This window comes from Pseudomonas sp. SDO5522_S412 (genome assembly GCF_054071215.1).
Map to the genome: position 1 here is coordinate 1 of NZ_JBSVWQ010000159.1, position 13,056 is coordinate 13,056.

Below are 13,056 nucleotides of genomic sequence, written 5' to 3' on the forward strand. Positions count from 1 at the left end.
CAGTCAGCAGATATGTGACTGACAGACCGCTTTCGCGAGCAAGCCCGCTCCCACATTGGGTTTGCGGTGTTTCTGCAAGGGGGGCTATTTGGGATACAGCGGCGGCAAGCTGGTGCTATCCCCTGCAGGGTCCTGCTCGCGCTCCGCCATCGGAATCGCCTTCACCGCCCGCCACAATTCCTCTCCCTGCCAATACTGCCCACTCTCGCTGTACAGCGCGCCGTTCAACCCATCCAGCGCATCCGACAACGGCACAAACCGCGCCGCCATATCCGCCAGGGTCTCCGGCTGCTGTCGCGCCCAGGCATCCAGCGCCTGACGCGTAGCCTGCGGGTCATTCGCCTGGCTCGCCCGCTTGAGGTCGTCCAGCAAAGTTCGCGGGCTCGGGCCGGTTTGCGCGGCACGCAAAATCGCCGGCTGCCAGCGTGCACGCCACCACAAACCGAAGCCCAGCAGGGTGGTGCAGGCCAGGATCAGGCTGGTCAGTTGCCAGATCCACAGGCTGTCGTTGTCCGGCGCGGTGATCACGGTCGGGCTGGCCGGCGTGTCCACGATCAGGCTCGGGTTGGTCGCCACCTGCAGGGTGCGCGCCGGCAGGCTGGTGCGTTCCAGATGGTCTTCGTGGGTGTTCCACCACACCACGTCCACCGCCGGCAGTTCAAGCGCGCCAACGCGGTTGGGCACCAGCGCTTCGCGGTCTTCACGGCTGCCGATCAGGCCACGGTCGTTGTTCTGGTTGCTCAGCACCGGCTGGTCCGGGTAGCGGCGCAGGCCGGGGATGTCGCTCAGTGCCAGCGGTGGCAGTTGCGCGCCGGCCAGGCCTTCGGCTTTCAAGGTCAGACTGCGGGTCAGGGAGTCGCCCACCTGTACGTGATCGGGCTCGGGGTTCCAGCTTTCCGTGAGGGTCAGGCTGCGGGCCGGCAGCCAGGGAGCGTCGGCCGGGTATATTGCCGGCTTGGCCTTGACCGTCAACGACAGCTCCGGCGAACTGACGTGAATCAGCTTGCCGGGCTTGGAACCCTGGGGGTTGTTGTCCTGGGCGGGCCGTGGCTCTACCAGGGTGGCGCTGAACGTCTGCGTCGGAATGGTCAGTGTGCCGCTGTGCTGCGGGTAGATGGCATAGCGGGTTTCGATCACACCGTGGCGGATGCCGTTGATGACTTTCTCGTAGGTGCGCGACTCGCCCAACTGCTCGATGCGCGTATCGGCGACCTGCAACGGCGTGAGGCTGCTGTCGTCATACAGCGATACCGAGTGGTAGACGCGCACGGTCAGCAACGCCTGGGCCTGGACGTAGACGCTGTCCTGGTCGAGGTTGGTTTCGATGAACACAGGAGCCAGTTGGGCCTCGGTGTTCTGGCTGACGGTCTCCACCACTTGCAGGGTGATCGGCTGGGTCTTGAGTTCGCCGATCTGCAACGGCGGAATCACCACGGTGCCGTTCTGCCTGGGCAGCAGGGTGATGATCCAGCGGGTGGTGGCGTGGTTATCGCCACCCAGGGTGGTGAGCTGGTTGATCTGGCGCGTGCCGCTCACTTCAAACAGCGGGTCCAGCGGCGCCAGGTCCGGTTTGCCGAACAGCGTGACGTCGTTGGATTCCACCGTCAGTTCCACCGTCTCCCCGGAATTGATGCGGCTGCGGTCGACACTGGCCACCAGGCCGGCGGCCTGGGCCTGGCTGGCCCACAACGCGAGGGTGAGAAGAAGGGCGGTGCAGCGGTTCATCGAGTCTTGTCCTGATGTTGTTGCTGTTCGTACCAGAATTTGCGTCGCAGCAACTCGCCGGGGTTGTCCGGGATCTGCCGCAGCCATTGTTCCAGGGCCTGGCGCTGCTCGCCTTCAAGCGTGCCGTCGACCGGGCGCAGGGGCGGGGTGGTGGTTTGTTCATCACCCAACTCGCTGCCGGGTACCTCGTTGCTGCCGGCGTGGGGCGTGGCCCCGGTTTGCGTGTCGGTCGCGCCGGGCTGGCCCTGGCCTTGGGACGTCTGCTCGCCACCGGTGGCGGTCTGGCTGCTGGCGCCCGGTTGCGCAGTCTGGCCGGGTTGGGTGGTTTCGTCATCCTCGTTTTTTGCAGGCTTGGCCGGCTCGGTTTTTTCCGGTTCCTGTTGCATCAGGCTTTCCACCAGCGCCTTGTTCTTCAGCGCCGGCTGCAAGTCTGGCTGGGCTTCGAGGGCTTGTTCGTAGGCATCGATCGCCGCTTCCAGCTCGCCGCTTTTGGCCAGGGCATTGCCTCGATTGTAGTGGGAGTAGGCGTCGCTGCCTTCGGCAAACCGCTTGGCGGCTTCGGCATAGTTGCCCGCTTCATACAGTGCGACGCCTTGCCATTGCGGGTCTTCGAAATGTTCGGCTGCTTCGGCCGGGCGTTTTTTCTTCAGCAGCAGTTGGCCCTGTTGGTCGGGGCGCAGCCACAGGTCCTGGAAGTCGAAGGCATAGCTGGGCTGCGGCGCGCCCAACAGCAGCAACGGCAGGAAGAACAGCCAGCCCCGGCGCCCGGCGCAGGCAGCGAGCAGCAGCAGTGGCAAGAGCAACCAATAACCCTGGTCGGCCCAGGTGTCGAGGTGCAGCAGTTGGCCGTCATTGCGCAGGCTTTGCGGGCCGTCCAGCATCCCGAGGTGGCGCAGGTCCTTGTCGTCCAGGCGTGCCTGGCGGTAGAGGCCGCCCATTTCGCTGGCGAAGGCCTTGAGGGTCGGGCTGTCCAGGCGCGGCACGAGGATCGCGCCCTGGGCGTCCTTGAGGAACTCGCCGCTTTCCTGGGTCACCGGCGTGCCTTCGCGGCTGCCAATGCCGAGGATCGACAAGCTCGGCGCCTGGTTGCCTTGCAGCTGCAGGCGGATCCCCTGGCGTTCCTGCTTGGACAGCGACGAGCCGATCAGCAGCAGCCGACCCTGGCCGAGGCCGCCATGCTTGAGCAGGCTCAGGGCTTTTTCCACCGCCAGGTCTGCGCGGTGGCCGGGCTCGGGCATGATCGAGGGGCGCAGGGCTTCCAGCAGGTTATGGCTGGTGGCCAGGTCGTCGGACAGCGGCACCAGCGTATGGGCGCTGCCGGCGTAGACCACGATGGCGGTCTGCGCATCGCTGCGGGCCTGAAGCAGGTCGAACAGCTTGCGCCGTGCCTGTTCGAGGCGGCTGGGCGGGCTGTCGGTGGCGAGCATTTCCGGGGTCAGTTCCAGCAGCACCACCAGCGGGTCGGCGGGCTTCTGGCTGGACTGTTCGACGCGTTCCCAGCTCGGCCCCAGCAACGCCAGCACGGCCAGCAGCCAGGCGATGCCGAGCACCACCCACGGCGATTTGCTCTCCCGACCATTGCCGCCACTGAGCAACGCGGCGTGGAAGGCCGGCGGCAGAATCATCTGCCAGCGCCCGGCGCGTTTCTGGCGGTGCCACAACTGCCACAGCAACCAGCCGAGCAGCGGCAGCAGCAACAGCCACCAGGGACGGAACCAGTGCGGCCACAGGGCGATCATCGACGCCTCCGCAAACGCAAGCGTTTGAGGCGTTCACGCCATTCAGGATTGGGTTGCAGGAAACGGCCCTTGCTTGAGAGTTTGCTGAACAGGCGTTGCAGGGCGTTATCCGGCCAGCGTTCCTGGATCACCAGCAGCATGCTGAGGATCAGCGCCAACGCCAGCGGCGCGCTGTACAGCGCCTGGGCGGGGCGGGCCTGGGTGGGTTGCTGGGCCACGGGTTCGAGCTGGTCGAGGGTTTCCTTGATCTTCAGCAGTTCGTTGCCGTCGCGGGCGCGGAAGTAGCGGCCGCCGGTGGCCTCGGCGATGGCCTTGAGGGCCGGTTCGTCGAGGTCGAGGCTCGGGTTGACGCCGAGGATGCCCAGGGAACCGGTTTGCTCGGGGTCTGCGCCGATGCCGATCGGGTAGATTTTCACCCCTTCTTCGGCGGCCAGGCGGGCGGCGGTCAGCGGGTCGATTTCGCCGGCATTGTTGGCGCCGTCGGTGACCAGGATCAGCACCCGGCTTTGCGCCGGACGCTGGCGCAGGCGCTTGAGGGCCAGGCCGATGGCGTCGCCAATCGCGGTGTTTTTACCGGCGATGCCAATCCGTGCCTCATCCAGCCAGGTGCGCACGGTGCGCCGGTCAAAGGTCAGCGGCGCTTGCAGATAGGCCTGGCTGCCGAACAGGATCAATCCCACGCGATCACCTTCGCGGCCTTCCAGGAAATCTCCCAGCAGGTGCTTGACCAGGCTCAGGCGGCTGACGTCTTCGTCTTGCCATTGCATGTCGGGGAAGTCCATCGAGCCGGATACGTCCACCGCCACCAGCAAGTCGCGGCCGCTGGCTGCAATCGGCAAGGGTTCGCCCAACCATTCCGGGCGGGCGGCGGCGGTCAACAGCAGCAGCCACAGGAACACAAACGGCGCTTGCTGGCGCCATCCCGGCAGGTTGACCCGCGCGCGGCGGCGGGCCAGGCCTTCGAGGTCGCTGAGGAAGCTGACTTTCAGCGCCGGTTCGCCGCTGTCGGCCACCGGCAGGATGAGGCGCAGCAACCAGGGCAATGGCAACAGGGCAAAGATCCACGGCCAGGCGAACTCAAACATGTTTGCGAATCCAGGTATCGACGGCCTGGGTCAGACCGGCGATGGCCTTGTCGTCGAGTTTGCATTCGGGCTTGTAGGCGCCTTCCACCAGCACCATCCAGCGGGTCAGGCCGGCAGCGGGGCAACGGTTGTCGAGGAACGCCAGCCACTTGCGGCCGTTGAGGGTGTGGCTCTGGCTGTAGGGGTAGTCGTTGCGGCACAGGCGCTTGAGCAGGCCGTTGAGTTGTTGCAGCCAGGCACCGGCCGGTGCGCCGTCGTAGGGTTTGGGCATCAGCGCCAGTTCGGCGAGGGCGGCGATGCGCAGCGGGTCCAGGGGTTGTTCGGCACGGGCCAATGGGCGCTTGGCTGGCAGGAAACGGCGCAGCCACCACAGGCCCCAGCCCGCCAACGGGATGATCAGCAGCAACAGCCACCAACCCGGCGCCGGCGGCCAGAAGCCGATCACTGGCGGGGCGATCAGGGGTTGCAGTTGGTCGAGGCTGCTCATTGCTTTTTAACCGGGCGTTGCGGGTTCAGGTATTCGCGCAGTTGCTCGACCATTTCACCCTGGGTACTCAAGGGCATCAACAGCACCCGCAGCTTTTGCGCGAGCAGTTCCCAGCGTGCGCTGCGGGCTTCGGCCTGGGCCTTGTAGGCCTGGCGCAGATCAAAATTCAGGGTGTCCAGCTCCAGCTGTGCGCCGCGCTCGGCGAAGCGCAGCAGGCCGGCGGCGGGCAGGGCGTGGTCCAGCGGGTCGGAAACCGGCAACAGCAGCAGGTCGCAATGCCGCGACAACAGGCTCAGCTGTTGCTCGGCGCCTTCGGTCAGGGCGCGCTCGTCACAGATCACAATCACCAGGCTGCCAGGGCGCAATACTTCCCGGGCTCGGCGCAAGGCCATGCCGAGGGCGTCGGCTTCGGGGCGGCGTTCGGTGTTGAGGCTCTGGTTGACCCGTACCAACCGGTTGAGCAATTGCAGCAGGCTTTGCTTGCTGCGCCGGGGTTTGATTTCGTAGTGCTCGCTGTCACCGAACACCAGCCCGCCGACCCGGTCGTTATGGCCCAGTGCCGCCCAGCCAATCAGGCTCGCGGCCTGGGCCGCCAGTACCGACTTGAACATCTGCCCCGAGCCGAAAAACAGCCGGCAGCTTTGCTCCACCATGATGAAGATCGGCCGTTCGCGCTCTTCATGAAACAGCTTGGTGTGGGGCTCCTGGGTGCGTGCAGTGACGCGCCAGTCGATGGTGCGCACATCGTCGCCGGCCTGATACACCCGCACCTGGTCGAAGTCGACCCCGCGCCCGCGCAGTTTCGAGTGGTGCAGGCCGATCAGCGGGCTGCGCTGGCTCGGCGTGGAAAACAGCTGCACTTCCCGCACGCGATGACGCATCTCGATCAATTCGCTCAGGGTGACACGGGTTCCATCGCCAGCGTTCATGGACGTCAAGCGACGGCAACGACGTCGAGAATGCGTTGCACCACGCGGTCCTGGTCGATGCCGGCCGCTTCGGCCTCGAACGACAGAATGATGCGGTGGCGCAGCACGTCGAACAGCACCGCCTGGATGTCTTCCGGGCTGACGAAATCGCGGCCGGCCAGCCAGGCGTGGGCCCGGGCGCAGCGGTCCAGCGCAATCGAGCCACGAGGGCTGGCGCCATAGGCAATCCATTCGGCCATTTCCGGATCGAACTTGGCCGGGGTGCGAGTGGCCATGACCAGTTGCACCAGGTATTCCTCCACCGCATCGGCCATGTACAGGCCGAGGATTTCCTTGCGCGCGGCGAAGATCGCCTGCTGGCTGACGCGCCGCTCGGGCTTGGTTTCACCGTTGAGGGCTTCGCCACGGGCCTGCTGCAGGATGCGGCGCTCGACGGCGGCATCGGGGAAGCCGATTTTCACGTGCATCAGGAAACGGTCGAGCTGGGCTTCGGGCAGCGGGTAGGTGCCTTCCTGCTCGATCGGGTTTTGCGTGGCCATCACCAGGAACAATGGCGACAACTCGTAAGTGCTGCGCCCCACGCTGACCTGGCGCTCGGCCATGGCTTCGAGCAATGCCGACTGCACCTTGGCCGGGGCACGGTTGATTTCGTCCGCCAGCACCAGGTTGTGGAAGATCGGGCCTTGCTGGAACACGAAACTGCCGGTTTCCGGGCGATAGATCTCGGTGCCGGTGATGTCGGCGGGCAGCAGGTCGGGGGTGAACTGGATGCGATGGAACTGTGCCTCGATCCCTTCGGCAAGCTCCTTGATGGCCTTGGTCTTGGCCAGCCCGGGAGCGCCTTCAACCAGCATATGGCCATCGGCGAGCAGGGCAATGAGCAAGCGCTCGATGAGTTTTTCCTGGCCGAGAATCTGCGTTGAAAGAAAGGTTCGCAGCGCAAGCAGCGCTTCACGATGTTCCATCGATGACGGTTCCTGGAGAGGTGAGACTGGGCATTGCGAAAAATGCCAGGCCTGGGGGCGTTACTTTAATGCATCGGAGGGGGTGGAGACTAACGGCGCGGGGGGTATTTTTCGGGAAATGTGGGAAATGTCTGAGGTTTTTTCCGATAGGCGCCTGCCTTTGTGGCGAGGGAGCTTGCTCCCGCTGGGTTACGCAGCAGCCCCAGCAAGGCTGCCGAGTTTTTCCAGGCAGAACGCAGTTGGCTGGATTGGGGCCGCTTCGCAGCCCAGCGGGAGCAAGCTCCCTCGCCACATTGTGCGGATTTGGCAACTAGGCCCGGATATAGGTCCCGGTGCCCTTGAGAATGTTCTGCAGGGTTTCTTCCACTTCGGCCAGATCCGACTCGGCGGTGCTGTGGGTGATTGCCAATTGATCGTGGCCGCCCAATGCATCGGCATCCGCCGCGCCAATCTCCACCAACAGTGTCGTGGCACTCAGGGTGATCTTCAGCCCGTCCAGGGTCGACGGCTCGTAATCCCAGGTGACTTCCACCTCGTCCTCGTCCGGATAACGGGTCACCATGAACATCTCGCCCTTGTCGCCGTGGCAGCAGAGCATGGCCATGTTGTCTTCTTCGTCATCGCACGGGTTGACGATCAGGTGGGCGGTGGTGAGTTGCAATGGCATGGTTAATCCTGTCTGGGGGAGGGCGAAGCAGGGCAATTGTGCCATTGCGGCGAATTTTGTGCTGCATCGTGTGTCAGACCTTGTGGCATGACCTGGCGGGCAATATCAGTCATTTCCGGTACTCGGCGCCCCGGGATTTCTCCGAAAACACCCGGTTGCCCAAGTCGCAACCCGCCGGCAGCGTGCCGATGACCGAATATGTCGCAGCGTCGCAAGCAGCTTGCTTCCTACACTCGTTAAGCTGCGCAACGGATGTGCCTCGCCAGGAGTCTGACCTGCCCGTCGTACCGTCACCTGGCAAGGTGCGCATCTTATGGAAGTTGAATGTGACCTCATTGTCTTGTCCAGCTTCACCCACCTGTCACTCTGAATTCGTTACTGTAGACCGCGAACAGAGCTGACGGTCTCCCCGCAAGGGGATAACACGCGACGCTTCCATCAATAACAAGCCCAAGCGGAGTACCACAGATGGCGTTCTTCACCGCAGCCAGCAAAGCCGACTTCCAGCACCAACTGCAAGCGGCACTGGCGCAGCACATCAGTGAACAGGCACTGCCACAAGTGGCGCTGTTCGCTGAACAATTCTTCGGCATCATTTCCCTGGATGAACTGACCCAGCGTCGCTTGTCCGACCTGGCCGGTTGCACCCTGTCTGCCTGGCGCCTGCTTGAGCGCTTTGATCACAACCAACCGCAAGTGCGGGTCTACAACCCCGATTACGAACGTCATGGCTGGCAATCGACCCACACTGCGGTCGAAGTGCTGCACCACGACCTGCCATTCCTGGTGGACTCGGTGCGTACCGAGCTGAACCGCCGTGGCTACAGCATCCACACCCTGCAAACCACCGTACTCAGCGTGCGTCGTGGCAAGAAGGGCGAACTGCTGGAAATCCTGCCCAAAGGCACCCAGGGCGAAGACGTTCAGCAAGAATCGCTGATGTACCTGGAAATCGACCGCTGCGCCAACGCCGCCGAGCTGAGTGTCCTGAGCAAGGAACTTGAGCAGGTACTGGGCGAAGTGCGCGTTGCCGTCGCCGATTTCGAACCGATGAAAGCCAAGGTCCAGGAACTGCTGGCCGGTATCGACGCCAGCCCATACGTGATCGACGGCGAAGAAAAAGCCGAGATCAAGAGCTTCCTGGAATGGCTGGTGGGCAACCACTTCACCTTCCTCGGCTATGAAGAGTTCGTGGTACGTGACGAGGCGGACGGAGGTCATATCGAATATGACGCCAACTCGTTCCTCGGTCTGACCAAACTGCTGCGCCCGGGCCTGACTACCGACGAGCTGCGCATCGAAGACTACGCGGTGAACTACCTGCGTGAGCCGGCCGTGCTGTCGTTCGCCAAGGCTGCACACCCAAGCCGCGTGCACCGCCCGGCCTACCCGGACTACGTGTCGATCCGCCAGATCGACGCCGACGGCAAGGTCATCAAGGAATGCCGCTTCATGGGCCTCTACACCTCCTCGGTGTACGGCGAAAGCGTGCGGGTGATTCCTTACATCCGTCGCAAGGTGACGGAAATCGAGCGTCGCTCGGGCTTCCAGGCCAAGGCGCACTTGGGCAAGGAACTGGCCCAGGTGGTCGAGGTGCTGCCCCGTGATGACCTGTTCCAGACCCCGGTGGACGAGCTGTTCAGCACCGTGATGTCGATCGTGCAGATCCAGGAACGCAACAAGATCCGCGTGTTTCTGCGCAAGGACCCGTACGGCCGTTTCTGCTACTGCCTGGCCTACGTGCCGCGCGACATCTATTCCACCGAGGTGCGCCAGAAGATCCAGCAAGTGCTGATGGATCGCCTGAAAGCCTCGGACTGCGAGTTCTGGACGTTCTTCTCCGAGTCCGTACTGGCTCGCGTGCAGTTGATCCTGCGGGTAGACCCGAAGAACCGCCTGGACATCGACCCGCTGCAACTGGAAAAAGAAGTGGTGCAGGCCTGCCGCAGCTGGCAGGACGACTACTCCAGCCTGGTGGTGGAAAGCTTCGGCGAAGCCCATGGCACCAACGTGCTGGCTGATTTCCCGAAAGGTTTCCCGGCCGGCTACCGCGAGCGTTTCGCCGCGCATTCGGCCGTGGTCGACATGCAGCACTTGCTCAGCCTGACCGAAGCCAACCCGCTGGTGATGAGTTTCTACCAGCCGCTGGGCCAGGTTTCCGGCCAGCGCGAGCTGCATTGCAAGCTGTATCACGCCGATACGCCGCTGGCGCTGTCCGATGTGCTGCCGATCCTGGAAAACCTCGGCCTGCGTGTCCTGGGTGAATTCCCGTACCGCCTGCGTCATGCCAATGGCCGCGAGTTCTGGATTCACGATTTCGCGTTCATCGCCGCCGAAGGCGTGAACCTCGATATCCAGCAATTGAACGACACCCTGCAGGACGCATTCGTGCATATCGTGCACGGCGATGCCGAAAACGATGCGTTCAACCGCCTGGTGCTGACGGCCGGCCTGCCATGGCGCGACGTGGCGCTGCTGCGTGCCTACGCCCGTTACCTGAAGCAGATTCGCCTGGGCTTCGACCTGGGTTACATCGCCAGTACCCTGAACAACCACACCGACATCGCCCGCGAGTTGACCCGGTTGTTCAAGACCCGTTTCTACCTGGCGCGCAAGCTCACCGCCGAAGACCTCGAAGACAAGCAGCAACGCCTGGAACAAGCGATCCTCACGGCCCTGGACGACGTTCAGGTGCTCAACGAAGACCGCATCCTGCGTCGCTACCTGGACCTGATCAAGGCCACCCTGCGGACCAACTTCTACCAGGCTGACGCCAACGGCCAGAACAAGTCGTACTTCAGCTTCAAGTTCAACCCGCACGCGATTCCTGAGCTGCCCAAGCCGGTGCCGAAGTTTGAAATCTTCGTCTACTCGCCTCGGGTTGAAGGCGTGCACCTGCGCTTTGGCAACGTCGCTCGCGGCGGCCTGCGCTGGTCCGACCGTGAAGAAGACTTCCGCACTGAAGTGCTGGGCCTGGTAAAAGCCCAGCAAGTGAAGAACTCGGTGATCGTGCCGGTGGGCGCCAAGGGCGGTTTCCTGCCGCGTCGCCTGCCGTTGGGCGGCAGCCGGGACGAGATCGCGGCCGAGGGCATCGCCTGCTACCGCATCTTCATTTCCGGCCTGTTGGACATTACCGACAACCTGAAAGACGGCGCCCTGGTGCCACCGTTGAACGTGGTGCGCCACGACAACGATGACCCGTACCTGGTAGTAGCAGCGGACAAGGGCACTGCGACCTTCTCCGACATCGCCAACGGCATCGCCATCGACTACGGCTTCTGGCTGGGTGATGCGTTCGCTTCCGGTGGTTCTGCCGGTTACGATCACAAGAAAATGGGCATCACCGCCAAGGGCGCGTGGGTGGGGGTGCAGCGTCACTTCCGTGAGCGCGGCATCAACGTCCAGCAAGACAGCATCACCGTGGTGGGCGTGGGCGACATGGCCGGCGACGTGTTCGGCAACGGCCTGTTGATGTCAGACAAGCTGCAACTGGTCGCGGCCTTCAACCACCTGCACATCTTCATCGATCCAAACCCGAACCCGGCCAACAGTTTCGCTGAACGTCAGCGCCTGTTCGACCTGCCGCGCTCGGCCTGGACCGACTACGACACCAGCATCATGTCCGAAGGCGGCGGTATCTTCTCGCGCAGCGCGAAGAGCATTGCCATCTCGCCACAGATGAAAGAACGCTTCGACATCCAGGCCGACAAGCTGACCCCGACCGAACTGCTGAATGCCTTGCTCAAGGCACCGGTGGACCTGTTGTGGAACGGCGGTATCGGTACTTACGTCAAGGCCAGCACCGAGAGCCACGCCGATGTGGGCGACAAGGCCAACGACGCCCTGCGCGTCAATGGCAACGAGCTGCGCTGCAAGGTGGTGGGCGAGGGCGGTAACCTCGGCATGACGCAGCTGGGTCGTGTGGAATTCGGCCTCAATGGCGGCGGTTCCAACACTGACTTCATCGACAACGCCGGTGGTGTGGACTGCTCCGACCACGAAGTGAACATCAAGATCCTGCTCAACGAAGTGGTGCAGGCCGGTGACATGACCGACAAGCAGCGCAACCAGTTGCTGGCGAGCATGACCGACGAAGTCGGCAGCCTGGTGTTGGGCAACAACTACAAGCAAACCCAGGCCCTGTCCCTGGCTGCCCGCAAAGCCTTCGAGCGCGTGGCCGAGTACAAGCGCCTGATGAGCGACCTGGAAGGCCGTGGCAAGCTGGACCGCGCCATCGAGTACCTGCCGACCGAGGAGCAGCTCAACGAGCGCGCCGCTGCGGGCAAGGGCCTGACCCGTCCGGAGCTGTCGGTACTGATCTCCTACAGCAAGATCGACCTCAAGGAAGCGTTGCTCAAATCCCTGGTGCCGGATGACGACTACCTGACCCGTGACATGGAGACCGCTTTCCCGCCGAGCCTGGTGGCGAAGTTCTCCGAAGCCATGCGTCGCCACCGTCTGAAGCGCGAGATCGTCAGCACCCAGATCGCCAACGACCTGGTCAACCACATGGGCATCACCTTCGTTCAGCGCCTCAAAGAGTCCACCGGCATGAGCCCGGCGAACGTGGCGGGCGCCTACGTGATCGTGCGAGACATCTTCCACCTCCCGCACTGGTTCCGTCAGATCGAAGCCCTGGACCACCAGGTCTCGGCCGATGTGCAACTGGAGCTGATGGACGAGCTGATGCGCCTGGGCCGCCGTGCCACGCGCTGGTTCCTGCGCAGCCGTCGCAACGAACAGGATGCGGGACGTGATGTTGCGCACTTCGGTCCGCACCTTGCCGCGCTGGGCCTCAAGCTCGACGAACTGCTGGAAGGCCCGACCCGCGAAGGTTGGCAGAACCGTTACCAGGCTTACGTCGAAGCCGGTGTGCCGGAGTTGTTGGCGCGCATGGTTGCAGGCACTACCCACCTGTACACCCTGCTGCCAATCATCGAAGCCGCCGACGTGACAGGCCAAAGTGCGGCAGACGTCGCGAAGGCTTACTTCGCCGTCGGCAGCGCCCTGGACTTGCCGTGGTACCTGCAGCAGATCAGCAGCCTGCCCGTGGGCAACAACTGGCAGGCCCAGGCCCGCGAAGCCTTCCGCGATGACGTGGATTGGCAGCAACGGGCGATCACCATTTCCGTACTGCAAATGGCCGATGCGCCAGAAGACATGGAAGCCCGCGTGGCCCTGTGGCTTGAGCAGCACCAGGACATGGCTGATCGCTGGCGCACCATGATGGTGGAGATTCGTGCTGCAGTCGGCACGGACTACGCCATGTACGCGGTAGCCAACCGTGAGTTGCTGGACCTGGCGATGAGCGGTCAATCGGTGCTGTAACTGGCTTGATTGAGCGGTAAAACCAAAAGCCCGGTATCGAAAGATATCGGGCTTTTTTGCATTTGATTATCGGCGTGTTATCTCAACTTGTGGCGAGGGAGCTTGCTCCCGTTGGGCTGCGCAGCAGTCCC

General features: G+C 63.5%; 8 protein-coding genes. 1 reads left to right on the forward strand and 7 read right to left on the reverse strand.

The genetic code is table 11. The features are described from left to right. Positions 1-84: 84 nt before the first annotated feature. The 7 genes from ACW9I6_RS24095 to ACW9I6_RS24125 form a co-directional block, all read right to left on the reverse strand. Entirely contained in the window at positions 85-1,725 is a 1,641-nt protein-coding gene (locus ACW9I6_RS24095) for a BatD family protein (RefSeq protein WP_457339922.1), read from the reverse strand. Further along, a complete protein-coding gene (locus ACW9I6_RS24100; protein WP_457339923.1) occupies positions 1,722-3,464 on the reverse strand; it encodes a tetratricopeptide repeat protein in 1,743 nt (580 codons plus the stop codon). Before ACW9I6_RS24100 ends, ACW9I6_RS24095 begins: the two co-directional genes overlap by 4 nt. Then, positions 3,461-4,549 carry a vWA domain-containing protein gene (locus tag ACW9I6_RS24105; protein ID WP_008433043.1) on the reverse strand — a complete coding sequence of 363 codons (1,089 nt, stop codon included), beginning with the start codon at positions 4,547-4,549 and terminating at the stop codon, positions 3,461-3,463. The genes ACW9I6_RS24100 and ACW9I6_RS24105 overlap by 4 nt, the downstream gene beginning before the upstream one ends. Then, complete coding sequence (locus tag ACW9I6_RS24110; protein WP_003218539.1) at positions 4,542-5,036, reverse strand: DUF4381 domain-containing protein; 495 nt, start codon at positions 5,034-5,036, stop codon at positions 4,542-4,544. The genes ACW9I6_RS24105 and ACW9I6_RS24110 overlap by 8 nt, the downstream gene beginning before the upstream one ends. Then, positions 5,033-5,965, reverse strand: a complete 933-nt coding sequence (locus ACW9I6_RS24115; protein ID WP_003218540.1) for a DUF58 domain-containing protein — start codon at positions 5,963-5,965, stop codon at positions 5,033-5,035. The genes ACW9I6_RS24110 and ACW9I6_RS24115 overlap by 4 nt, the downstream gene beginning before the upstream one ends. A 5-nt stretch (positions 5,966-5,970) precedes the next feature. Continuing rightward, the gene (locus ACW9I6_RS24120; RefSeq protein ID WP_003218556.1) at positions 5,971-6,930 is read right to left on the reverse strand and encodes an AAA family ATPase; all 960 of its coding nucleotides are present in this window, start codon (positions 6,928-6,930) and stop codon (positions 5,971-5,973) included. Positions 6,931-7,240: 310 nt separating this feature from the next. Continuing rightward, positions 7,241-7,597: a hypothetical protein gene (locus tag ACW9I6_RS24125; protein ID WP_457339924.1), complete on the reverse strand. Its 357-nt coding sequence runs from the start codon at positions 7,595-7,597 to the stop codon at positions 7,241-7,243. Between the two features lie 468 nt (positions 7,598-8,065). On the opposite strand from ACW9I6_RS24125, the gene ACW9I6_RS24130 reads away from it, so the two are divergent. Then, positions 8,066-12,925 carry an NAD-glutamate dehydrogenase gene (locus tag ACW9I6_RS24130; protein WP_102604668.1) on the forward strand — a complete coding sequence of 1,620 codons (4,860 nt, stop codon included), beginning with the start codon at positions 8,066-8,068 and terminating at the stop codon, positions 12,923-12,925. Positions 12,926-13,056: the final 131 nt, after the last annotated feature.

Excerpts from the sequence above, each read along its gene's own strand:
- ACW9I6_RS24095 (WP_457339922.1), bottom strand. The coding sequence starts at position 1,725 with ATGAACCGCTGCACCGCCCTTCTTCTCACCCTCGCGTTGTGGGCCAGC.
- ACW9I6_RS24100 (WP_457339923.1), bottom strand. The coding sequence starts at position 3,464 with ATGATCGCCCTGTGGCCGCACTGGTTCCGTCCCTGGTGGCTGTTGCTG.
- ACW9I6_RS24105 (WP_008433043.1), bottom strand. The coding sequence starts at position 4,549 with ATGTTTGAGTTCGCCTGGCCGTGGATCTTTGCCCTGTTGCCATTGCCC.
- ACW9I6_RS24110 (WP_003218539.1), bottom strand. The coding sequence starts at position 5,036 with ATGAGCAGCCTCGACCAACTGCAACCCCTGATCGCCCCGCCAGTGATC.
- ACW9I6_RS24115 (WP_003218540.1), bottom strand. The coding sequence starts at position 5,965 with ATGAACGCTGGCGATGGAACCCGTGTCACCCTGAGCGAATTGATCGAG.
- ACW9I6_RS24120 (WP_003218556.1), bottom strand. The coding sequence starts at position 6,930 with ATGGAACATCGTGAAGCGCTGCTTGCGCTGCGAACCTTTCTTTCAACG.
- ACW9I6_RS24125 (WP_457339924.1), bottom strand. The coding sequence starts at position 7,597 with ATGCCATTGCAACTCACCACCGCCCACCTGATCGTCAACCCGTGCGAT.
- ACW9I6_RS24130 (WP_102604668.1), top strand. The coding sequence starts at position 8,066 with ATGGCGTTCTTCACCGCAGCCAGCAAAGCCGACTTCCAGCACCAACTG.